The organism is Streptomyces sp. NPDC048441 (assembly GCF_043200235.1).
Taxonomy (GTDB): Bacteria; Actinomycetota; Actinomycetes; order Streptomycetales; family Streptomycetaceae; genus Streptomyces.
The window spans coordinates 214631-238077 of sequence record NZ_JBICXM010000009.1 but is presented as its reverse complement, the minus strand read 5'-3'; the positions used below and the strand labels follow the sequence as shown (position 1 = coordinate 238077).

Annotated in this window: 16 protein-coding genes and 1 pseudogene; 8 read left to right on the top strand and 9 right to left on the bottom strand. The window is 70.1% G+C overall.

The features are described from left to right. Nucleotides 1-97 precede the first annotated feature (97 nt). Nucleotides 98-511: an SsgA family sporulation/cell division regulator gene (locus ACGFSB_RS23505; RefSeq protein ID WP_393402483.1), complete on the bottom strand. Its 414-nt coding sequence runs from the start codon at nt 509-511 to the stop codon at nt 98-100. 207 nt (nt 512-718) lie between these two features. Between ACGFSB_RS23505 and ACGFSB_RS23500 the strand changes: the two genes are divergently transcribed. From ACGFSB_RS23500 to ACGFSB_RS23485, 4 genes are all read left to right on the top strand, one after another. Continuing rightward, nucleotides 719-2191, top strand: coding sequence for a sigma factor (locus tag ACGFSB_RS23500; RefSeq protein WP_393402480.1), 1473 nt, complete (start codon nt 719-721; stop codon nt 2189-2191). 49 nt (nt 2192-2240) lie between these two features. Continuing rightward, on the top strand, nt 2241-3782 hold the full coding sequence (locus tag ACGFSB_RS23495; RefSeq protein WP_393402478.1) for an ATP-dependent DNA ligase: 1542 nt from the start codon (nt 2241-2243) through the stop codon (nt 3780-3782). A 120-nt stretch (nt 3783-3902) separates the two neighbouring features. Beyond that, on the top strand, nt 3903-4388 hold the full coding sequence (locus ACGFSB_RS23490) for a cation:proton antiporter regulatory subunit (RefSeq protein WP_393402475.1): 486 nt from the start codon (nt 3903-3905) through the stop codon (nt 4386-4388). 4 nt (nt 4389-4392) lie between these two features. After that, nucleotides 4393-5655 (top strand): cation:proton antiporter, encoded by a 1263-nt coding sequence (locus ACGFSB_RS23485; RefSeq protein ID WP_393402472.1) that lies wholly within the window; start codon nt 4393-4395, stop codon nt 5653-5655. 84 nt (nt 5656-5739) lie between these two features. On the opposite strand, the gene ACGFSB_RS23480 is transcribed toward ACGFSB_RS23485, so the two are convergent. Next, nucleotides 5740-7596, bottom strand: coding sequence for a gamma-glutamyltransferase family protein (locus ACGFSB_RS23480; protein WP_393402470.1), 1857 nt, complete (start codon nt 7594-7596; stop codon nt 5740-5742). An 11-nt stretch (nt 7597-7607) separates the two neighbouring features. After that, a complete protein-coding gene (locus tag ACGFSB_RS23475; protein WP_393402782.1) occupies nt 7608-8030 on the bottom strand; it encodes an oligopeptide/dipeptide ABC transporter ATP-binding protein in 423 nt (140 codons plus the stop codon). 80 nt (nt 8031-8110) lie between these two features. Here ACGFSB_RS23475 and ACGFSB_RS23470 point away from each other — a divergent pair, with 80 nt between their 5' ends. The 4 genes from ACGFSB_RS23470 (at nt 8111) to hemC (ending at nt 12807) form a co-directional block, all read left to right on the top strand. Further along, nucleotides 8111-8524: a VOC family protein gene (locus ACGFSB_RS23470; protein ID WP_393402466.1), complete on the top strand. Its 414-nt coding sequence runs from the start codon at nt 8111-8113 to the stop codon at nt 8522-8524. A gap of 118 nt (nt 8525-8642) precedes the next feature. Beyond that, a complete protein-coding gene (locus tag ACGFSB_RS23465) occupies nt 8643-10178 on the top strand; it encodes an MFS transporter (protein ID WP_393402463.1) in 1536 nt (511 codons plus the stop codon). Nucleotides 10179-10206: 28 nt separating this feature from the next. Continuing rightward, the gene (locus ACGFSB_RS23460) at nt 10207-11727 is read left to right on the top strand and encodes an MFS transporter (protein WP_393402460.1); all 1521 of its coding nucleotides are present in this window, start codon (nt 10207-10209) and stop codon (nt 11725-11727) included. Nucleotides 11728-11871: 144 nt separating this feature from the next. Next, nucleotides 11872-12807 (top strand): hydroxymethylbilane synthase, encoded by a 936-nt coding sequence (gene hemC / locus ACGFSB_RS23455; RefSeq protein ID WP_393402457.1) that lies wholly within the window; start codon nt 11872-11874, stop codon nt 12805-12807. Nucleotides 12808-12855: 48 nt separating this feature from the next. On the opposite strand, the gene ACGFSB_RS23450 is transcribed toward hemC, so the two are convergent. The 6 genes and pseudogenes from ACGFSB_RS23450 to ACGFSB_RS23425 all read right to left on the bottom strand — a co-directional run bounded on the left by ACGFSB_RS23450 (nt 12856) and on the right by ACGFSB_RS23425 (nt 23411). Then, a complete protein-coding gene (locus tag ACGFSB_RS23450; protein ID WP_393402454.1) occupies nt 12856-13923 on the bottom strand; it encodes a hypothetical protein in 1068 nt (355 codons plus the stop codon). A 93-nt stretch (nt 13924-14016) separates the two neighbouring features. Further along, complete coding sequence (locus ACGFSB_RS23445) at nt 14017-16083, bottom strand: alpha-amylase family glycosyl hydrolase (protein ID WP_393402451.1); 2067 nt, start codon at nt 16081-16083, stop codon at nt 14017-14019. Nucleotides 16084-16174: 91 nt separating this feature from the next. Beyond that, nucleotides 16175-18883 carry a pullulanase-type alpha-1,6-glucosidase gene (gene pulA / locus ACGFSB_RS23440; RefSeq protein WP_393402448.1) on the bottom strand — a complete coding sequence of 903 codons (2709 nt, stop codon included), beginning with the start codon at nt 18881-18883 and terminating at the stop codon, nt 16175-16177. A gap of 118 nt (nt 18884-19001) precedes the next feature. Continuing rightward, nucleotides 19002-20399, bottom strand: a pseudogene (locus tag ACGFSB_RS23435) (alpha-amylase family protein); the annotation flags it as partial. Nucleotides 20400-20706: 307 nt separating this feature from the next. Then, nucleotides 20707-21774: a LacI family DNA-binding transcriptional regulator gene (locus tag ACGFSB_RS23430; protein WP_393402779.1), complete on the bottom strand. Its 1068-nt coding sequence runs from the start codon at nt 21772-21774 to the stop codon at nt 20707-20709. Then, nucleotides 21762-23411 (bottom strand): glycoside hydrolase family 13 protein, encoded by a 1650-nt coding sequence (locus tag ACGFSB_RS23425; protein ID WP_393402445.1) that lies wholly within the window; start codon nt 23409-23411, stop codon nt 21762-21764. Before ACGFSB_RS23425 ends, ACGFSB_RS23430 begins: the two co-directional genes overlap by 13 nt. Between the last annotated feature and the right edge of the window lie 36 nt (nt 23412-23447).

The following is a 23447-nucleotide window of genomic DNA, read 5'->3' as shown; positions in this document are numbered from 1 at the left end:
CTGGGACATGGAGTGGTCCCCCGGCCGCAATGGGGGGAAACCCCCGGCCCGTAGGGGATGCCAGATGCCCTACTCCCCTACCTAGTTGTCCTGTCCCTCACACCCCGCCGAGGAGACGGGCGAGGTCCCGGTCCAGGTCGAGCCCCGCGACTTCACGCCCCGCGCCCACGACGGCGTACGTACGGAGCAGGAACCGCTGGAGCACCGTCCTGTCGAACTGCACCAGGGCAAGACCCTGCGGGGCGTGGAACTCGAGAACCGTCCGCGCCCGCCCGCACGGCCAGATGTGCACGTCACCGCTGCCCGCGGGGGTGCGGAGACCCTCCTCGAGGAGCTGGCGGGCGAAGATCCAGGTGACCTCCGCGCCGTCGAGCGAGGCCTCGGGCGGGAAGGTGATCTGGACGGCCAGGGGGTCGGCCGCCGAGTAGCGCAGCGTCACAGGAAGGGGACGCTCGCGCCCTTCCGGGGTGATCAGGCGGGCACGGGCGGGCTGGTCAAGGGTGACGTCCATGATCGGACTCCTCTTCTGTCGCAGCTGAAGCTGCTCGCTCTGCTTTCTTCCGTGTCTGTACGAGTCCGGGGCGAGGGGGTTCATTACGCGACACGCGGGCCGATCCATGTGACCTACGCCACTCCGGCGTCACAAGTCGGACATTTGTCGCCTAGGCTTTCGAATTCGTCCGAACCACCCGCAGTGGGACCGGGAGAGTGCTCTGCCATGACCGACGTCTCAGCCGAGGGGCCCGCCACCAGGCCCGCCACGGCCGCGTACGCCCGTATCTACGAGGAGGAACAGCCCCGGCTCGTCGCTTACGCGCGCTCGCTGACCGGCAACGCCTGGGTCGCCGACGACCTCGTCGCCGAGGCACACTTCCGCGTCTGGCGGCGGCTGTCCGCGGGGCACGAGATCGAGAACGTACCGGCGTACCTGATGACGACCGTGCGGCACCTCGCGGTGGCCGTGGGGCGCGGGGCGGGGCGCGAGACGCCGCGTGATCCGCAGACGGCGGAGTCCGTCGAGATCGTCGGCGCGACACCCGGTGGTGATCCTGATCCCGGCGACCGCGCCTCCTCCGTGGAGCTGCTCGGTCGCGTACTCGGGCAGCTGCCCGAGCGCTGGGTGAAGGCTTTGTGGCTCGCCGAGGCGGAGGGACAGCCGCTGGAGGCGGTCGGCCGCCGCATCGGTGCCGGGCAGGGTGCTACGGCCGTACTGCTGCACCGGGCCCGCGAGGGGATGCGGCAGGCGTTCCTGCGCGCGCACCCCGGGACGCCCGACGATCCCGCGTGCGAGCAGCACTGGGACCGGATACCCGGCCATGTACGCGGCGAGGCCTCCGCCCTCCAGTCCGAGCGGCTGCTCGCCCATCTCGACGGCTGCGCCGACTGCCGGGGCAGGCTCGCACTGCTCGCCCGCGCGAACGATCGGCTGCCCGCGCTGGTGGGACCGGCGCTGCTGATCTTCGTTCTGGGCGGCACGGGCAAGTTCCTCATACCGCTGGCGGCCGGCTCCGCTTCCGCCTCCGGCGGGCATGGCGGGGGCTTCCTGCACGGCGTACGTCACGTGCTCACCGGGGGCAGCAAGGTGCCGGCCGCCGCGGTGGGCGTCGTGGGCGCGTCCGTGGCCGGGGCTGCTGTGGCGGCGGGGCTGATACTCGGCGGTTCGAGCCACGCGGTGCCGCCGCAGCGGGCCACTGCCGTGGAGAGTGCGTCTCCGGAGCAGCCTCCTGCCGCTTCGGCTCCAGCGGCTCCGGCGGCTCCTGTGCCGGAGCCTCGGGGGGAGGAGGCGGGGGCGCCGCCGGCTGAGGAGGAAGCGCCGCCCGAGCAGAAGCCCGCGGCTGAGGTGGCTCCGCCGAAGCCGGAGGCGCCTGCGCCTGAGCCGCCGGCTCAGCCGGAGCAGGTTCCGGCGGAACAGCCGGAGCAGCAGGAGCAGCAGGTCCCGGCGGAGCCGGAACCGGTTGAACCGGCACTTCCTGCCGAGCCGACGGAACCAGCGAGTCCGACTCCGACTCTGGTGCCAACGCCAACGCCAACTCCAACGCCAACGCCTACACCTCCCCCGACGCCCACTCCTGTGGATCCGACGCCGGTGGACCCCACGCCTCCCGAGCCGACGCCGGTCGACCCGACGCCTCCGCCGGAGCCGGTCTGCGAGCCCTGGGTCGGGCCGATCTACATCTGCCACAGCCCGTAGCGGGGGGGTGCGGTTTCGGGAACGGGCGGGATCGGGGAAAGGAAAGCCCATGCTCCTAGCCCGCCTCGCCCATGTATCAGCCACCGTGGCCACCACCCCCGCCCGCTCCCAGAAAATCGCCCTCCTCGCCGACCTCTTCCACGCGGCCACCCCCGCCGACGCCCCCATCGTCATCCCCTACCTCGCGGGCCGCCTCCCCCAGGGAAGACTGGGCATCGGGTGGAGCCTCCTGAAGGAGCCGCCTCCGCCCGCCGCGGAGCCCACCCTCACCGTTCAGGCCACGGACGCCGCCCTCACCGCCGTCGGCGCCCTGTCCGGGCAGGGTTCACAAGGCGAACGCAGGCGGCTGGTGCGGGAGTTGATGGGTGCGGCCACCGCCGAGGAGCAGCGGTTCCTCTTCGGGTTGCTCACCGGGGAAGTCCGGCAGGGCGCGCTCGATGCCATCGCCGTGGAGGGCCTCGCCCGAGCCACCCAGGCCCCGCCGACCGCCGTGCGCCGCGCGGTGATGCTGGCCGGAGCGGTGACCCCCGTCGCCGAGGCGCTGCTCGCGAGGGGGCCGAGCGCGCTGGACGAGTTCCGGCTCAGCGTCGGACAGCCCGTACTCCCGATGCTCGCGCACGGCGCAGCCTCCGTCGCCGAAGGCATCGGCAAGCTGGGCGGCCCGTGCGCCGTCGAGGAGAAGCTGGACGGCATCCGCATCCAGGTGCACCGCGACGGGGACGACGTCCGCGTCTACACCCGCACCCTCGACGACATCACCGACCGTCTGCCCGAACTCACCTCCACGGCACTCGACTTGAAGGGCCGGACCTTCATCCTCGACGGTGAGGTCATCGCACTCGACGGCGACGGCAGACCCCGCCCCTTCCAGGAGGTCGCCGGACGCGTCGGGTCCCGCGTCGACGTCGCATCCGCCGCGGCCGGGCTGCCCCTCTCCGCCGTCTTCTTCGACGCCCTCTACGCCGACGGCCAGGATCTCCTCGACCTGCCGTTCGCCGAGCGGCACAGCCACCTCGCACGGCTCGTCCCCGAGCCGATGCGGGTGCGCCGCGCCCTCGTGACAGTTCCGGCGGACGAGGGCCAGCTGCGGGCCGCGGAAGCCTTCTTCGCCGACACCTTGCGGCGCGGCCACGAAGGCGTCGTACTCAAGACTCTCGACGCGCCGTACACCGCAGGGCGCCGCGGAGCGAGCTGGCTGAAGGTCAAGCCCGTACACACCCTGGACCTGGTGGTCCTGGCCGCCGAGTGGGGGCACGGACGGCGGACCGGCAAGCTCTCCAACCTCCATCTCGGCGCCCGGCGCGCCGACGGGTCGTACGCCATGCTCGGGAAAACCTTCAAGGGCATGACCGACGTGCTGCTCGCCTGGCAGACCGAGCGGCTGCGTGAGCTCGCGGTCAGCGACGACGGCTTCGTCGTGACCGTCCGGCCGGAGCTCGTCGTCGAGATCGCGTACGACGGACTGCAGAAGTCCACCCGCTATCCGGCCGGGGTCACGCTCCGCTTCGCCCGCGTCGTCCGATATCGCGAGGACAAGTCACCCGCCGAGGCCGATTCCATCGAAACGGTGCTTGCGGAGCGCCAGACCTAGCCTCGCTCCTAGCGTCGGCGCAGGATCTCTACCACCAAGTTCAGGCAAAGATCAGGCCGATAGGGTGACCTTAACGCCGTATTGACGCCCATCAGCCCAATCAGAGCTAGGGGGAGAGCTGTGCCCGCATCACGCCTGAGCCAGACGCCACTTCCAGGTATCGGCATCCGGTACGACCTGACCACCCGAGAACAGCGCCAGATCTCGGTCGTCGCACACCGGGACGGCGCACGCACCCTCAGCGCGTACCGCGCGGACGACCCAGACGAGTGCGCGCTCTCGCTGCGGCTGAGTTCGGGTGAGGCGGACGCGCTGATCGACGCGCTGATGCCCTCGCATCACAGCCCGAACCTCCTGCACACCACGGATCTGGGCCTGGTCGCCGAACGCATCGAAGTGTCCGGCACCTCGCACTGGAACGGGCGGGTGCTCGGCGAGACCCAGATGCGGACGGAGACCGGCGCCTCCATCGTCGCGGTTCTTCGCAGAGCCGAGGCCATTCCGTCGCCCACCCCGGCCTTCCGCCTCGCGGGTGGGGACACTCTCATCGTGATCGGCACCCGCGAGGGTGTGGAGAGCGCCGCCGCGATACTCGGGCGGGAGTGATTCGATGCACTCCGCTGTCTTCCTGATCGAATTCGGCGCGATCATCCTCGCGCTGGGGCTGCTCGGCAGGTTCGCCGGACGGTTCCGCTTCTCGCCGATCCCCCTCTATCTGCTGGCCGGTCTTGCGTTCGGCGAGGGCGGTCTGCTGCCGCTGGGTACCAGTGAGGAGTTCGTCGCCATCGGCGCCGAGATCGGCGTCATCCTGCTGTTGCTGATGCTCGGGCTCGAATACACCGCGAGCGATCTGGTCAGCAACCTCAAGACCCAGTACCCGGCCGGTCTGGTCGACATGGGGCTCAACGCCGTGCCGGGCGCGATCGCCGCGCTGCTCATGGGGTGGGGTCCAGTGGCCGCCGTGGTCCTCGCGGGCGTCACCTGGATCTCGTCGTCCGGGGTCATCGCGAAGGTGCTCGGCGACCTGGGCCGTCTCGGAAACCGCGAGACGCCCGTCATCCTCAGCATCCTGGTACTCGAAGACCTGGCGATGGCCGTCTATCTGCCCATCATCACCGCCCTGTTGGCCGGTGTCGGCTGGGCCGCGGGCAGTCTCACCCTGGGCATCGCGCTCGGGGCGGCCGGTCTCGTACTGTTCCTCGCCGTGCGCTACGGCCGTCTGATCTCGCGCTTCGTGTCGAGCGACGACCCCGAGAAGCTGCTCCTTGTCGTCCTCGGTCTGACCATCCTGGTCGCCGGAATCGCGCAGCAGCTCCAGGTGTCCGCCGCCGTGGGAGCGTTCCTGGTCGGTATCGCCCTGTCCGGCGAGGCCGCCGAGGGGGCGCACAGTCTCCTCGCGCCGCTGCGGGACCTGTTCGCCGCGGTCTTCTTCGTCTTCTTCGGCCTGCACACCGATCCGGCGAGCATTCCGCCCGTCCTGCTTCCCGCGCTCCTGCTCGCCGTCGTGACGGCGTGCACGAAGATCGCCACGGGGTACTGGGCGGCCCGCCGCGCCAAGATCTCCGTCAAGGGACGGTGGCGGGCGGGCGGTGCGCTCGTGGCGCGCGGCGAGTTCTCGATCGTCATCGCGGGTCTTGCCGTCACCGCGGGCATCGAGCCGCGACTCGGCCCGCTGGCAACGGCGTACGTCCTGATCCTGGTGATCGTCGGCCCGCTCACCGCACGCTTCGCGCAGCCGGTGGCCGCCGGGGTGAGCGGCCTCGTGTCGCGCCGCCGAGAGGCCGCGGCCACGGTGGCGCTGCCTTCCCCGCGGGAGCCGGAGCGCTCGACGGAGGAGTCGCGCGACGGCCAGGAGACCAGCGGCCGGTCCTGACACCGGGCGGCCCCATGATGTGCGGCTGAGGTACGGCCCCCGTGCGGCCGCCGGGCGGTTGTCCTCGCCCGGCGGCTTGTGGGCTCACCGCCCCACGGCGTACCCCTGCATCCCGCGCGGATTGGCCGCGGCCGAGAGCACCCCGGTGCGCGGATCGCGCGCCACCGCGCACAGCCGCCCCTCCGACCAGGGCTCGCCGACCGTCACGTCGTGCCCTCGGCGCCGCAGCTCCTCGATGACCGACTCGTCCATGCGGGACTCGACCGTGACGCTCCCCGGGCGCATACCGCGCGGGTAGAAGGAGCCGGGGAAGCTGTCGTTGTGCCAGTTGGGGGCGTCGATGGCGCCCTGGAGGTCGAGGCCGCCGCGGACGGAGTCGCGCACCGCGACCGACAGGAAGAAGTGCACCTGCCACTGGTCCTGCTGGTCGCCGCCGGGCGTGCCGAAGGCCATCACAGGTACGCCGTCCTTGAGCGCGAGGGACGGTGTCAGGGTGGTGCGCGGACGGCGGCCCGGCGTGAGGGAGTTGGGCAGGCCCTCCTCGAGCCACGCCATCTGAAGGCGGGTGCCGAGCGGGAAGCCCAGTTCGGGGACGACCGGGTTGGACTGCAGCCAGCCGCCGCTCGGCGTGGCCGCGACCATGTTGCCCCAGCGGTCGACGATGTCCAGGTGGCAAGTGTCGCCGCGGGTGGCGCCGTCCGCCGAGACGGCCGGTTCGCCGGGCACGGGTGAGGTGCCGCTCTTGGCGACGGTCGGCTCACCGGCGCCCGCTCCGGGCAGCCCGAGGGCGTCGAAGCCGGGCTCTCCGGCAGCTACGGCGCGTGCGTGTTCGGAGATCGTCGCCGTGCGTCCGCCTGGGCTTCCGGGGCGCAGCTCATGCGATGCCTTCTCGCCGATGAGCGTCCGCCGCTCCTCGTTGTAGGCGGGGGACAGCAGATCGGCGACCGGGACGGTGCCCGCGCCGTCCGCGTCCCCGTACCAGGCCTCGCGGTCCGCCATGGCGAGCTTGCAGCCCTCGATCAGCAGGTGCACGTAGTCGGCCGAGCCGTACGCGGGCAGGTCCGCGAGCGCGGAGGGGAGCACGGCAAGCTGCTGGAGGAAGACCGGGCCCTGGCTCCAGCCGCCCGCCTTGCACAGCGTCCAGCCGTTCCAGTCGTACGTCGCCGGGGCCTCGTACGTCGCTTCCCATCCGGCCAGGTCGGCGGCCGTCAGGGTGCCGGTGTGCCGGGTTCCGCTGGTGTCCGTCGTGGGGCGCGCCGCCTGGCGCAGCAGCGCCTCGGCGATGAACCCCTCGCTCCAGATCTTCCGTGCGGCCTCGATCTGCTCGACGCGTGAGCCGTCTCCCGCCTCCTCGAGCACGCGGCGCCAGGTCGCGGCGAGCGCCGGGTTGCGCAGGAGTTCGCCGGGGCGCGGCGCGCGACCGCCGGGCAGGTAGACAGCGGCCGACGAGGGCCATTCGGTCTCGAAGAGTTCGCGCACCGTCTCGACGGTCTCGCCGACGCGTTCCACGGGTGCGTGCCCGTCGTCGGCGTACCCGATGGCGTACTTGAGGACATCGGCGACGGACTTGGTCCCGTAGTCGCGCAGGAGCACCATCCACGCGTCGAAGGCGCCCGGCACGGCGGCGGCGAGCGGACCGGTGCCCGGCACGAGGTCGAGACCGAGCGAGCGGTAGTGGGCAACGGTCGCGCCCGCGGGCGCGACGCCCTGCCCGCACAGGACCCGCACCTCTCCCCCGGCGGGCGCCAGGATGATCGGTACCTCGCCCGCGGGGCCGTTGAGGTGCGGCTCGACGACGTGCAGGACGAAACCCGCGGCGACCGCGGCGTCGTAGGCGTTGCCGCCGTCTTCCAGGACGGCCATCGCTGACTGCGAGGCGAGCCAGTGAGTGGAGGACACCATGCCGAAGGTGCCTTGGAGGGTCGGCCTAGTGGTGAACAAGAGAGCTGCTCCTAGCGTGCGGTGCGGGTGCTGGGGATCGTACGAAGGGCCGCTGCGGCGGCCGCGTCCGGGGCCGTGCCGTCGTCGGCGACGAGATGGCAGGAGACCTGGCGTCGGCCACCGTCCCCGGGGAGTTCGCGCAGCTCGGGCACCTCGGCACGGCAGCGGTCGACGGCAAGCGGGCAGCGTGTGTGGAACCGGCATCCCAGTGGCGGGGCGAGCGGGCTCGGCAGCTCCCCGCTGAGGACGATGCGCTGGCGGGTGCGCTGCAGGACCGGGTCGGTCACGGGTGCGGCGGACAGCAGGGCCTGGGTGTACGGGTGCTTCGGGTCGGCGAACAGCTCGACGGCCGGCGCCTGTTCGACTGTCTGGCCGAAGGGTGCGCAAGGCCCGGAGCGGGACCCGGGCCGGGTTCCAGGGGCAAATGCGGCGATCGCCAGCTCAGCGGGCCGTTGTCAGTGGGCCGCGCTAGTCTCCGCGCAACTGACCGTTCACCCCGTTCTGGGAGGTTTTCATGGCTTCGCGCCTCAACCCCTATGTCACCTTCGGCGGCGACGCCCGGCAGGCGATGGAGTTCTACAAGGAGGTCCTCGGCGGCACGCTGACGCTCAGTACCTTCGGTGAGATCGGCCGGCAGGGCACTCCGCAGGACGACAAGATCATGCACGGCATGTTGGAGACCCCGAGCGGCTTCACTCTGATGGGTGCCGACACCCCGCCGGGCATGGAGCACACCCCGGGCGACAACTTCTCGGTGAGCCTCAGCGGCGACGACGACGCCGAGCTGCGCGGCTACTGGGAAAAGCTGACCGTCGGCGGCTCGGTGTCCGTACCGCTGGAGAAGCAGATGTGGGGCGACGTGTTCGGCATGTGCACGGATCGCTTCGGCATCCCCTGGATGGTCAATATCAGCGAGCCGCAGAGCTGAGCGCCCGCGCACAGAGCCCGTGACCGGGGCCCCATCGTGCCCCGGTCGCGGGCTCTGAGCAGCACGCTTACCGTGTGACGGGGGTATCTCGTGCGACGGGGGCGTCTGGAGGCCACCGATGGACCGCTCACCCGCGCCGGAGCCCTTCGATGCGGTACAGACCGCAGGATCCTCGGCCTCCGCTCCCCCCGACCAGACCCATCGGAGCGGCGGGCGGCACGAACACCGCTGGCTGATCCTGGGGGTCGTCGGGATCGCCCAGCTGATGGTCGTACTCGACGCGACGATCGTGAACATCGCGCTGCCATCGGCCCAGCAGGATCTCGGATTCAGCGACGGCAACCGCCAGTGGATCGTCACCGCGTACGCACTCGCCTTCGGCAGCCTGCTGCTCCTCGGCGGGCGGATCGCCGACCTGGTGGGCCGCAAGGCGGTCTTCCTGGCAGGTCTCGCCGGATTCGCGCTCGCCTCGGCTCTCGGCGGCGCGGCGACCAGCTTTTCCATGCTGGTCCTTGCCCGCGCGCTCCAGGGCGTGTTCGGCGCACTGCTCGCACCCGCCGCCCTTTCCCTGCTCACCACGACGTTCACGGATCCCAAGGAGCGAGCGAAGGCATTCGGCATCTACGGCGCCATCGCGGGCGCGGGCGGCGCGGTCGGCCTGCTCCTCGGCGGCGTACTGACCGAGTATCTGGACTGGCGCTGGTGCCTGTACGTGAACCTGATCTTCGCGGTGCTCGCCATGCTGGGCGGCGCGCGGCTGCTGCACGGCGGCAGGCCCGCTGACCGCCCGAAGCTGGACGTGCCCGGCACGCTGCTCGTCTCCGCGGGCCTGTTCTGCATCGTCTACGGCTTCTCGAACGCCGAGTCGCACGCCTGGAGCGATGTCAAGACGTGGGGCTTCCTGGCGGTCGGAGTCGTCCTGGTGGCGGCCTTCGCCTGGTGGCAGACGCGGGCGGTGCATCCGCTGCTTCCGCTGCGGGTGGTGCTCGACCGGGACCGGGCGGCTTCGTTCCTGGCGATGTTCATCTCGGGCGCCGGCATGTTCGGTGTCTTCCTGTTCCTGACGTACTACCTCCAGCAGATCCTCGGCTACACACCGGTGAAGACCGGTCTCGCGTTCCTGCCGATGGTCGCCGTGATGGTGGTGATCTCGGTCGTCACGACCAACTGGCTCGTGCCGCGGTTCGGCGCGAAGCCGACCGTGCCGCTCGGCATGGGTCTCGCGGCGGCCGCGATGGCCTGGCTCACCGCCCTCGACGTGCACAGCACCTACGCGGCGCACGTCCTGCCGCCGCTGCTCGTCGCAGGTCTCGGCCTCGGTCTGGTCTTCGCCCCGGCGATGAGCATGGCGACCGCGGGTGTCGCATCGCATGACGCGGGTGTGGCGTCCGCGATGGTCAACACCAGCCAGCAGGTGGGCGGTTCGATCGGCACCGCCCTGCTCAACTCCCTCGCGACCAGTGCCGCGGCCAACTACCTGGTGGGCAAGCGGCCGACTCCCGAGGTACAGGCCCAGTCGGCGATGGAGAGTTACTCGACCGCGTACTGGTGGTCGGCGGTCTTCTTCGCGGTGGGTCTCCTCGTTACGGTCGTCCTGTACCGCAGAGGGGCACCGCGCCCCTCGGAGGCAGACAGCGGCGCGGTGCACATGTAGGACGGCCCACATGCAGGACGGCGAGGCGATGGCATCCACATCGGAGGTTTCCACCACCGACGGCGCCGACGGCGGTGTCGCTCTCGCATCGGCACGAGGCCGCTGGGTGCTTGCCTGCGCCGTTCTCGCGTCCGGCATGGCGATGCTGGACGGCACGGTGGTGAACGTCGCACTGCCGACACTCGGCCGCGACCTCGACACGTCGATCGCGTCGCTCCAGTGGGTGGTCAACGCCTACATGCTCACGCTCTCGGCACTCCTCCTGCTCGGTGGGGCGCTCGGTGACCGCATCGGGCGGCGGCGGACCCTGGTCATCGGCGTCGTGTGGTTCGCCCTCGCCTCCGCCCTGTGCGGGCTTTCGCAGAACGCGGGGATGCTGATCGCGGCACGGGCGTTGCAGGGCATCGGCGGCGCGCTGCTCACGCCGGGTTCGCTCGCCCTGGTGCGTACGTCGTTCCGGCCGCGGGACCAGGCGCGAGCGGTGGGCGCGTGGTCGGGGCTCGGCGGGGTCGCCGGGGCGATCGGGCCTTTCCTGGGCGGCTGGCTGATCGACGGTCCCGGCTGGCGGTGGATCTTCCTCATCAATGTGCCGCTGGCCGCGCTCGTCCTCTTCGCGGTCCGCCATGTGCCGGAGAGCCGGGCGGAGGGCGCCGCGGAGAAGCCGTTCGACGTGACGGGGGCGTGCCTGGCGGCGCTGTTCCTCGCGGGCATCAGCTTCTCGCTGATCGGCGCTTCGGGGGACTCGTCGAAGGCGGCGGCCGTCCTGCCGGGTCTCATCGGGCTCGCGGCGGGTGTGGCATTCGTCGTGGTCGAACACCGGCGCGAGAACCCGATGCTGCCGCTCTCCCTGTTCCGGTCCCGTCTGTTCAGCGCGGCCAACGTCATGACGATGTGCCTGTACGCGGCCATCGGCGGGCTCTTGTTCATGCTGCCGGTGCAGTTGCAGACGACGCTGGGGTACGACGCGTTGCAGGCGGGCACGGCGACGCTGCCGATCACGGTCCTGATGCTGCTGCTCTCGGCCGCCTCGGGTGAACTCTCGCGGCGGATCGGCCCCACTCTTCCGCTCGTCGCGGGCCCGCTGATCGCGGGCGCGGGGGCCCTGCTCATGCTGCGGATCGAGCCCGGAGCCTCGTACGTCACGGAGGTCCTGCCCGCCGTCGTGGTGCTCGGCCTCGGGATGAGTGTGTTCGTGGCCCCGCTGACCGCGACGGTCCTCGCTTCGGTGGACGCGGGGCGCGCGGGCCTCGCCAGCGGCGTCAACAACACCGCGGCGCGGGTCGCCCAGATGCTCGTCGTCGCCGCGCTGCCGCTCGCGGTCGGCCTCTCCGGGACGGCCTACGCCGATCCTGACGCGCTGAACACGGCGTTCGGCAAGGCGGCCGTGGGCTGCGCGGGCCTGTTCGTGCTTGCCGCGGCAGCTGCCGCGGTGTTCATCCGCCCGAGCCCGACGTCGTGGCACGAGGACGCGGGGAACACCCCGCGCTGCAAGGCCCATCTGGGCGTCAACGCACCGCCTTTGGAGCCGGGCAAGGACTGCGCGGGGTGATGGTGCCGCCCCTCAGACCGCCGCGTCGGGTGCGTGAGCGTCCATGTACCCGAAGGTCACCGAGAGCGACCAGGAGTGTAGGCCGCTGGCTCAACCCCGGAGCCCTTTAACAGACTGCTGCCGCGAGCGCCTATCGTGGTACGCATGTCCGCTCCTGAGCTGATCCGCATCGTCTCCCGTTCCTCCCCCATGGCGCTGGCCCAGGTGGAGCGCGTACGCGCCGAACTCACCGCCCTGCACCCCGGCATCCGTACGGAGGTCGTGCCGGTCACGACCTCCGGCGACAAGTGGATGGGGGACCTCGCGAAGCTCGGCGGCAAGGGTGCGTTCACCAAGGAGGTCGACGCGGCACTGCTGGCCGGTGAGGCGGACCTCGCGGTGCACTGCGTCAAGGACGTACCGGCGGACCGGCCGCTGCCGGCGGGCACCACCTTCGCCGCGTTCCTCAAGCGGGACGACATCCGTGACGCGCTCATCCACCCCGGCGGGCTCACCCTGGACGAACTGCCCGCGGGAACCCGCATCGGCACCTCCTCCGTACGCCGCATCGCCCAACTCGCCGCATCCCACCCGGAGTTGGAGTGCGTGCCGATGCGCGGGAACGCCGGGCGCCGGATGGAGAAGCTGGCAGCGGGCGACGCGGACGCGCTGCTGCTCGCCGTGTCGGGGCTCGAGCGCATCGACCGGATGGACGTGGTGACCGAGGTCCTTTCGGTGGAGACGATGTGCCCGCCGATCGGCGCGGGGATCCTGGCGTTGCAGTGCCGCGAGGACGACACGGAGACCATCGACGCGGTGTCGGGGCTCGGTGACCCGGTGGCCTGGCGCGAGGCCACCGCCGAGCGCATGTTCCTGCATGTCCTCCAGGGGCACTGCAACTCCCCCATCGCCGGGTACGCCCGCTGCGAGCGCGGCGGCGACCTTTCGCTGCGCGCCCGCGTCTTCACCCCGGACGGCAAGACGGTACTCAACGCCCATGAGTGGGCGGGGCCGCTCGACCCGGCGACGCTCGGCACGTCCGTGGCGGTCACGCTGCTCCGCCAGGGCGCCCGCGAGCTGATCGACTCCATCGCGCACTGAGCCTCCCAGCGGCGGACGCCACCGGCTCACCGGTCGTGAACGGTTCCGTCAGGAGTGACCGATGCGGGCGAGGGGGACGGAGAGGGCGTCGTCGTCCTCCTTCTCCGCCGAGGTGGACGTGTCGGCGCTGTACGGATCGGTCGCGTGGTCGAGCACCGCCGGGTCCTGCGGCAGGGAGTTGATCGCCGATTCGCCGAACGTCGTCGTCAGCATGACCCCGATGCCCTTGGCCTCCAGGTCCGCACGGCTCAGGCCCAGGCTCTCCAGCGGGATCTTCATCTCGTACGTGGTGTCCTGCTCGCTGTCATGACCGGCGGCGACGAGGTCCTCGTAGAGCGCCTTGTCCGCGAGGTCCGCCGGTAGGTAACCGGCGTTGCCCGTGGCGTTGATCCCGGTGACGGTCTTCGTGGTCAGGCCGTCCGCGTGCGCGAACTTGATGCCCGCGTCCTCGAAGCCGTGCACGTTCGCCGCCTGGTAGTCGAAGGAGCCCGCGGAGTTGAGCGTGAACAGGGAGGGCTTCCCCACGCCGGGCTTGCTGGAGAACATGGCCAGATGGTCGACGCCCTGGCCCGCGCCGTACGTGCTGTGGATGCCCCAGACCCCGTCTGTGGTGCCGTCGATCAGACCGTCGGTCCCCACGCCCGGGTCGACGTCCAGGGCGATGGACTGGGGCAGGTCGCCCGCGTAGGGCTTGCCGTTGTCGCTGGTGGGATAGGACTGGGCCGGGTCGGTCACGTCCGTGACGTTGGTGAACTGCCACATCAGATAGACGTTGCTCTCGTCCCACGCGGCGGAGAGCGAGTAGAGATCGTAGACGGGGCCTTCGTGACTGCCGCGGAAGATCCGGGGGTCGTCATTGGCCACCCCCTGGGCGATGACCATGTCGGAGGTCCACTCGGAGGCCTCGCCGTCCGGGGTAATGGCGGCGGCCTTGCCGAACTGGCCTTCGGGGTTGGTGGCGTAGAAGGGGCCCTGTTCGTCCTGGGGCGTGGCGGTCGGCGCGCCGGTCGCGGTGGCGTAGCCGGGGACGAGCAGGAAGGCGACGCTGAGGCAGCCGGCGGTGACCGCGGCGGCGCGTGAGCGTATGTGCGTGGGCGCTGCTGACGTACGGCGCATGGGGAGCTCCTTTCGGCACGGCCTCGCGGGCGGGCGCCACCGCCCGCGAGCCGTGTCCGGATGGGAAGGGAGAGAACTGCCGTCTGTACGGGACTACTTGAGGTACGGACCGTCCGCGCCGACCTTGCCCGGGGCCGGGTTGCCCGGCAGGTCGAGCACATAGGCACGCAGGTTGCCCTTGCCGGGAGCGGCGACGGAGAGCTTGCCGTCGCTCACGGTCTTCTTGTCGCCGGTCACGGCGTCGGTGTAGGTGCCGTTGGGGATACCGCTGTAGCTCGCCGCCCCGGAGACGGTGACGAGGGCGAAGCTGTCGACGGAGCCCGAGGTGTAGCGGCGCTTGTAGGCCATCTGCCCGTTGATGCCCTCGGTCGAGTACTGGCCCGACTGGAGCGCGGGCACGGCCCTGCGGATCCGGTTGAGCCGCTGCACATGCTTGACCAGGGGCTGGTCAAGGGTCTTGGCGACCTCACCGCTCGCGCTGTCCACCGTGCCGAAGTCCGAGGCGGTGACGGTGCCTTCGAGGTGGTCGCCGTAGTAGGCGCGGCCCGTGGTGGCCAGTGGGCACTTGGGGCCGCAGTCGAGCTGCTTGCCCTTCTGGAACTCGATCTCCGAGCCGTAGTAGAGGGTCGGGATGCCGCGGAAGGTCCACATCATGGCCATGTTCTCGGCCCAGGCTTCGGTGCCGCCCGCGTACCGCGTGGACGATTTGTTCGGGCCGTAGTCATGGCTGTCGACGTACACGGCGTTGTACGTCGCGTCGTTGACGGAGTCGTCGGAGTCCTTGCCGTTGTTGTAGGCGTTCGGGGCGTCGCCGAAGTTCATGTGCATGCGCATGTCGATGATGTTCATGCCGGAGAACTTCGTACGGTCGGGGGCGTGGTAAGAGTTCCCGTCCAGGAAGGCGTTGGTGCTGGTGGGCTGGTTGGCCGGGCCTTGCGCCTGTTCGTAGTCGTACATCTCCAGGGACGCCGCCGCGTCGTCGGCGCTGTACTCCTTGCGCTCCTTCCACGTGTAGAACTGCGCCGAGTGGTTCACTGAACCGCGGTTCCACTTGTCGTTGACGAAGGCCGCGACCTCGCCGAAGACGTAGAAGTCGTCGGCCTTGTCCGCGCCGTACTTCGCCACCAGCTTGTCGTGCAGGGCGGGCAGGAAACGGCGGTTCCAGGTGGTGCGCGGGATGTGCACGGCCGTGTCGATACGGAAGCCGTCCACGCCCATGTCGATGTACTTGTTGTAGGCGTCGATCAGATACTTCTGCACGCCTCCGTTCTCGGTGTTGAAGTCCGCCAGGTCGTCGTGGAGCCAGCAGCTCCGCGAGTCCTCGCCCTCCCAGTTGCCGATCCAGCACTGGTGGTACTTGTCCTTGGGGAACATGCCCGAAGTGGGGCTCGGCCACTGGCAGTTGTAGATCTTCCGCCCGTCGGAACCTGTGCCCGACTGCTTGCCCCAGTCCTTGCAGGTGTTGCCCGCCGGTTCCGCGGTGGACCAGCGGTCGCCGTTGTAGGGGTTGCCCTTGGCGTCCTCGTCGAGCGGGTTGTACTCCTTGCCCTCGACCTTGTCGTCGTAGTAGTCGCCCCACTCCGCGTCCTGGACGCCGAACGCGGTCGGCGTGAACAGGCCCTTGGCGCCCCAGCGCGAGCTGTGGTTGTAGACGACGTCCTGGTAGATCTTCATGCCCTTGGCGTGCGCCCGGTCGATGAGCTGCTGGTAGGAGACGCCGTCCGATTCCAGACGCGGGTCGATCTTGTAGAAGTCGTAGCCGTGATAGCCGTGGTAGTCGTAGTCCGACCGGTTCATGACCACCGGGGTGATCCAGATCGCCGAGAAGCCGAGGCCCTTGATGTAGTCCAGCTTCTCGGCGAGACCCTTGAAGTCGCCGCGCACCATCGGGTCGTCGTTGGCCGCGTTCCCGGACGACGTGTGCTGGTTGCCGCCCCGGTTGTTGGACGCGTCACCGTCGTTGAAGCGCGCGGTCATCGCGAAGTAGATGGAGTCCTTGCGCGGATCCCCGCCCAGCATGTTCCCGGCCTCGGCCTCGGCGGCCACCGCCTTTCCCTGGACGGCGCTCCCGGCCCCTGGCAGCAGGGTCAGGAGCAGGGCACCCAGGACGGTGGCCACGAGCAGGCGTGCTCTGTGGGGCGACAATTCATGGTGCGACATGCAGCCTCCTGTACGTAGTGGGGTACGTGGGAGGGCCGACGCGCCATCAGCCCGGATCGGACGAGTCGAGGGGCCGTGTCGGGCCCCTGGTTCAGCCCCGCTCGAAGACGGCGACCGTGCGGGCGGGGACGTTGAAGGTGCCGGACTCCCTGTCGTACGAGGACGACTTGACGGTGGCGTCGGCGCCCTTGGCCTGTACGGGATGCAGCCGGTACGCCGTGTCCCTCAGGCCCGTCATCCGCTGGGTCTGAGCGTCCGGGGTCGCGTTGAGGACGACCACGAGATCCCCGAGCTCCATGGTGATGACGCCAGGTGTCTCCGCGGCGGTGCCGGAGAGCGGGAAGGAGAGCCGGGACTGCACCTGGTCGGCCGTCGCGAGGGAGAAGGCGGGCTCGGTCGCACGCAGCTTCACCAGATCCTGGTAGGCGGCGGACGCGCCGTTGATCTCCTGGCAGCCCGGGGTCAGGGTGGAGGAGGTCAACAAGGGCTTGGCGTAGGGCCACTTGTCCTTGTTGTCGGCGGCCGGCGGAAGCCCGCGACCGAAGCCGTTGCCGTCCTGGCAGTTCCAGTGGATGGCGTTGAACCAGTCGCCGCTGTCGAACGAGTTCCGGTCGAGGGACTTGGAGCGCAGCAGGTCGCTCCCGGCCTGGGAGAGCGAGGGACCCTGGGCGAGCGTCGCCGTGGCCATCGCGAGCACCTGCATACGGGCCCGCTCGGCCGGCGTGGTGTCCGCCGGAAGCTTGAAGGCGAGCGCGTCGTACAGGGACTCGTTGTCGTGCGCGTCGGCGTAGGAGAGGGCGTCGCCGGGTGCCGCCGCGTATCCGGCGGGGGCGCCGTTGTAGTCGACTTCCGATCCCTTGACCCGGCGTCCCGCGGAGTCCGTGAAGGTGTACGCGGCCAGGTTGCCGGTGAGAGCCACCTTGAGCAGGTCCTGGTAGTGCAGGAGCCGGGCCTTCTGCTCGGCCTCGGTGCCGTTCGCCTTGGAGGAGTTGGGGTCGGTGTAGAGGCCGCTCGCGAAACCCTGGACGCCGGGGTCCTCGTCGAAGGGGCCGCCGCCGCGCAGGGCGTCGCGTCCCCGGTCGGAGAAGGTCGCGATGCCCGTGCCCGCCATGTTCTTCTGCGTGGCCTGGACGAAGCGGGCGTCGTCGGCGACCTCTCCGAAGTTCCAGCCCTCTCCGTAGAGGACGATCTTCTTCCCGTCGACGCCGTCCTTCTTGAGGGTCAGCGCGTCCAGGGCCTTCCGCACGGCCAGGATGTTGGCCTTGGGGTGGTGTCCCATCAGGTCGAAGCGGAAGCCGTCGACCTTGTACTCCTTGGCCCAGGTGACCAGGGAGTCGACGACGAGCCTGCCCATCATGGCGTTCTCGGGCGCTGTGTTGGCGCAGCAGGTGGAGTTGGCGACCGTTCCGTCGGCGAGCAGCCGCTGGTAGTAACCGGGCACGATCTTGTCGAGGACGGACTTGTCGGCCTGTCCGCTCGCGACGGTGTGGTTGTAGACGACGTCCATCACGGTGCGCAGACCTGAGCCGTTCAGGCCCTGGACCATCTGCCGGAATTCGACCGTGCGCCGGGTTCCGTCCGGGTCGCTCGCGAAACTCCCCTCCGGCACGGTGAAGTGCACAGGGTCGTAGCCCCAGTTGAAGCCGTCCTTCGCGGCGGTCTTCGCCACGCACGCCTGCTGCTGTTCGGAGTCGGGCGCGTACGCCTTCAAGTCGCAGTCGGGGGTGTCCTGTTCGGCGGCGCGCTCGGGGACGGTGCCGAAGTCGAAGGCGGGCAGCAGATGGACGTACGACGTACCGGCCTTCGCCAGCTTCCTGAGGTGCTTCATGCCGTCGGACGCCGTGTCCGTGAAGGCCCCGTACCGACCGGGGTGACGGGACGTGCGGTCGTCGATGGAGAAGTCGCGGATCTGCAGTTCCTGGATCTGCGCGTCGCGCAGTGGCGTCGCCTTCGGCTTCCTCAGCCGCTGCCAGCCCTGGGGGGCGAGCTTCGGGTCGTCGAGGTCGACGGCGATGCTGTGGGAGGAGTCTGCGGCGAGCCCCGTGGAGTAGGGGTCGGTGACCTTGTTGGTGACCACCTTCTGGACGCTGGGCGCCCACACCTTCACGACGTACCGGTACGACGCGCCCGACCAGTCCTTGGGACCGGTGACGGACCACACACCACTCGCGCCGTCACGCCGCATCGGCACGCTCTTGCCGTCGAGTTCGAGTGCGACGGACTGTGCGGTAGGGGCCCAGAGGGCAAGCGTGGTGCGGTCGCCCCGGAACTGCGGGCCCAGCGGGGCCTTGGTCGCGGTGGCGCTGTAGACGTCGTCGAGAATGCCCTGGGTCTGCACGCCGGTGGCGGTGAGCAGCTTGCCGTCGGCGCCTGTGCGGGTCGCGACGAGCTGGCTGGTGAGGGCTCGGCGGATCCGGTCGCGATCGCGCGGGTCGACGGTGAAGGCCGCGTAGCTCTTGAGGTGCGGGTACTTCTTCTTCTGGGCGTCGGTGAGGCCGCCTTCGGCCGGGGTCAGGCGTATCCGTCGCCCCTCGCCGACGAGTTCGCCATCCTTGACGGTGAGCCGCCCGTCAGGCGAGTACACCAACTCCTGTACGGATGAGACCCCTTGGATGTCCCAGGCGACGGTGTTCCGGTCGATCCACTGGGCCTTGGACTTCGACAGGTCGAGCGCGCCCGCCGCGTCGGCGGTGGCGGCCGGCGCCTTGGGAGCTGCGGTCGCCGAGGGCGTCATGGGTGCGACCGCGGCGAGCAGGGCGAGGGCCGTGGTGGCGACGGTACGGCGCGGGGAGCCGGTCAAGGGAGGTTCTCCTTGCGGATGACGGCGGGTTACGGGAGGGGGAGGTGGGCCGCCCGGCGGCGGGGAAGCGGATGCCGGGCGGCCCGGGTTGCGGGGCGCCGGTGCCGGACGGCACTCAGCAGTTCTTGGCCCCGGTGTGCAGGGCAAGGGCGGTGTTCGATGCGACGGTGGCCGTGAACTGGCCCGAGCCATTGACCGTGACGCTCTTGCCGCTCTGGACGTCGCAGTAGCTGCCCGCGGCGAGGGACGTCTGGAAGGTCCGGCTGACCGAGGAGCCCTCGTGGTTGATCACCACGTACGCCTTGTCGCCGCGGCCGAACGCGATGGCGTTATTGCCGTTGTCCCACCAGTTGGTCATCGCCGTGCCGCTTGCCGTGTTGCGGAACTTGACCATGCTCCTGATCTCGGGCCAGGCGTGCTGGCACTTCCAGCCGTCGCTGTAGCAGGCGTTCACCTGGCCACCGTTGGGCGATCCGGCGTCGTTGTTGGTGAACTCGTAGCCGGAGTGCACATCCGGTGCGCCGTAGGGCAGGGCCAGCATGAAGACGTGCGCGAGGGTGTAGTTGGCGCCGTCCTTGTAGCTGAGGGTCTGGCCGTGGCGCTCGGTGTCGTGGTTGGCGACGAAGACCGCGGAGGTGCCGCTGGGCATGTATCCCCAGCCCTCACCGAAGTTCTTCAGGTAGGCGAGCTTCTCGTTGTTGAAGACGCGCTTCAGGTCCCAGCCGTAGCGGAACTCCTGGGCGTCACCGGTTCCGGTGTACTCGCTCGGGGAGACCGCCTCCCCCGCCCCGTAGATCGTCTCCTGCTTCCAGTAGACGCCGGGGTTGGTGAGCCGGGACTTGATGTTCTTCAGGTCGTCCTCGGCGATGTGCTTGGCCGCGTCGATCCGGAAGCCGTCGACGCCGAGCGAGAGCAGGTCGTTCAGGTAGCCCGCGATCCGCCCCCGGACGTACTCCTCACCGGTGTCGAGGTCGGCGAGGCCGCCCAGTTCACAGTTCTGGATGTTCCAGCGGTCCTGGTAATTGCTGATGCTCGCCTGGCAGTTGTCCATGTCGGCGGCCGAGTACGTGCCCGGGTAGTTGTACTTGGTGAATCCGGAGCCCGCGGAGCCGGTGCCCGACGCGTTCGTCATGTGGTTGATCACCGCGTCGGCGACCACCTTCACGCCGGCCGAATGGCAGGTGTTGACCATGTTCTGGAACGCGCCCCGGTCACCGAGTCGCGTACCGATCTTGTAGCTGACGGGCTGGTACGCGGACCACCAGGCCTCACCCTGGATGCGCTCCTGGGGCGGCGAGACCTGTACGTAGCCGTAGCCGTCCGGGCCCAGTTCCTGCGTGCACGCCTTGGCCACCGAGTCGAACTTCCACTCGAAGAGGACGGCGGTGACATCCTTGCCGCCGGGCGGGGCGGCCTGCGCCTGCGGGGCTCCGGCGACGACGCTGCCCGCGGCTCCCGCCATGAGGGCGAGTGCGGTTGCGACGGGTCTGCGGGCTCTGGTCTTTCGGCCAGCCATGAGGGCCTCCTGCATGAGTCATGAGTGAGGTGTGACCTTGTCCGGCAACGCGCCGTGCCCATAAGGCCGTTGAAGGATGTTGCAGAAAGATTTCAACGCCGTTTTCGGTCGAGACCGTACGACCCCCATGAACCCCGGTCAACCCTTCGGACACACTCTCGTCCTACACCTGACATCTCTTGACCTCATGCGCCGCAAAACCTTTCGCAAGAGGTTGCGACGGTGTTACGTTCAACGACAACTCCGGTCCGAGCAGCCGGGGGACCCGCACAACGGGCCCCACGCGCCCGGCTGTTCGGACCGGAGCTCAGCGTCGTGGCCGCGCCGTGGAGCCGCGCACCACCAGCTCGGGCTGGAAGACGAACTCCGTGTTCTGCACGGGGCTTCCGTGTATCTCCTCGAGCAGGGCGCCCACCGCGGCGCTCGCCATCGCCTGGACCGGCTGGCGCACCGTGGTGAGCGGCGGGTCCGTGAACGCGATCAGGGGCGAGTCGTCGAAACCGACCACAGAGATGTCCCCCGGCACCGAAAGGCCTCGCTGCCGCGCCGCCCTGACAGCACCGAGCGCCATCATGTCGCTGCCGCAGACCATCGCCGTACACCCCTGGTCGAGGAGTGCGCTGGCCGCCGCGTGCCCGCCCTCGACGGTGAACAGCGTGCGCTGCACGAGCCGCTCGGCCTCCCCCTGTGCCAGGCCGAGCAGACCGTGCAGCGCCGCCGTGAACCCCTCCGCCTTCCGCAGCGAGGGGACGTAGCGGGTCGGACCTATGGCCAGGCCGATCCGTTCGTGCCCCAGGTCGACGAGGTGGCGTACAGCCATCCGCGCCGCCGCACCGTCGTCCGGCGAGACGAAGGACACGGGGATGTGCTCGTTATAGCCGTTGATCAGGACGAACGGCACGCCACGCCCTGCCAGTTCGAGGTATCGCGTGGGGTCTGCCGTGGTATCGGCGTGCAGCCCCGAGAGAAAGACGATGCCGCTGACCCGGCGCGCCTCCAGCTGCTCGACCAGCTCGTCCTCGGTGGCGCCGTCCGGCATCTGCGTGCACAGCATCGGGGTGTAGCCGTGTCCGGACAGGACCTGCTCGACGACCTGGGCGAAGGCGGGGAAGATCGGGTTGCTGAGCTCGGGGATGACAAGCCCGACCAGGCCCGCGCTGTGCCGCTTGAGCCGCATCGGACGCTCGTAACCCAGGACGTCCAGGGCCGCGAGCACCCGGCGCCGGGTGCCGGTCGCCACACCCGGCTTTCCGTTGAGCACCCGGCTCGCGGTGGCCTCGCTGACCCCGGCCTGGACCGCGATGTCCGCGAGGCGTGGGGCGCCGCGGTCCCCCGGATCGGAGGACCGCGGCAGGGAGAAGGTCACACCGCCCACCAGACAGTGGTGTCGGCCGGCAGCCACACCTTGCCGTCCACGGTCTCCACGTCGGCGTTGGCGAGCAGGATCCGGCCGGGAGCCGGGATCCGCACCGCCGCACCGGTGGTGTTCGCGGTGCACACGAAGCCCTCGCGGCGGAAGGCGAGGACGCCGTCCGGGGCATCGAACCACTCCAGCGCGTCACCCGCGCCGAGCCCCGGCTGCGTACGACGCACATCGAGCGCGCGACGGTACAGCTCGAGCGTCGACATGGGGTCACCGGTCTGCGCCTCGACGCTGAACCCGCCCCAGTCGGAGGGCTGCGGCAGCCAGCTGCCGCCCGTACCGAATCCGTAGCTGGATCCCTCGGTGGTCCACGGGATGGGCACCCGGCAGCCGTCGCGGAAGCCGTCCTGGCCGCTCGCCCGGATGAACGAGGGATCCTGGCGCACCTCGTCGGGCAGGTCCGTGACGTCCGGCAGGCCGAGTTCCTCCCCTTGGTAGAGGTAGGCGGAACCGGGCAGGGCGAGCATCAGCAGGGTCGCGGCGCGAGCGCGCCGCAGGCCGAGCTCGCGGTCACCGGCGCTGCGCAACTGGGTGCCGAGCCCCGGCGGGTTGGCGAACCGCGTCGCGTGGCGGGTGACGTCGTGGTTGGAGAGCACCCAGGTCGCGGGGGCGCCGACGGGCCGCATCGCGGTCAGCGAGACATCGATGACCGCGCGGAGCTCCGCGGCATCCCAATGAGTGCCCAGATACTGGAAGTTGAAGGCCTGGTGCATCTCGTCCGCGCGCACGTACGCGGCGGCGCGCTCGACCGTGGGCGTCCACGCCTCGGCGACGAGTATGCGGTCGCCCGCGTACTCCGCCAGGACCTTCCGCCAGCTGCGGTAGATCTCGTGCACACCGTCCTGGTCGAAGAACGGCATGGTGTCGTTGCCGAGCAGTTTGAGCTGATCGTGCCGGCCGATGTCGGGCAGCCCGTCGGCCTTGACCAGACCGTGGGCCACGTCGACGCGGAAGCCGTCGACGCCCATGTCGAGCCAGAAGCGCAGGATCGAGCGGAACTCGTCGTGGACGGCGGGGTGTTCCCAGTTGAAGTCCGGCTGCTCGGGGGCGAAGAGGTGGAGGTACCACTCGCCGTCCGGCGTCCGGGTCCAGGCCGGGCCCCCGAAGATGGACTCCCAGTCGTTGGGCGGGAGTTCACCATCCGCGCCCTTGCCGGGCCGGAAGTGATAGCGCTCCCGCAGAGGCGATCCCGCTCCCTCGCGCAGGGCACGCTGGAACCAGTCGTGCTGGTCGGACGAGTGGTTGGGCACCAGGTCGACGATGATGCGCAGGCCCAGGTCATGGGCGTCGCGCAGCAGTGCGTCGGCGTCGAGGAGACTGCCGAACATCGGGTCGATGGCGCGGTAGTCGGCGACGTCGTAACCGGCGTCGGTCTGCGGCGATGAGTAGAAGGGGCTGAGCCAGACGGCGTCGACGCCGAGGTCCCTGAGGTAGGGAAGGCGGCCACGGATGCCTTCCAGGTCGCCCATTCCGTCACCGTTGCCGTCGGCGAAGCTGCGCGGATAGACCTGATAGATCACCGCGCCGCGCCACCAGTCCGTATGGGTGCCGGAGGCGGGGGCCGCAGGGGCAGCGAGATGCTGGGTCATGTCTTCCCTGAGATCGAGAGGTCGAGGACGTGGGGG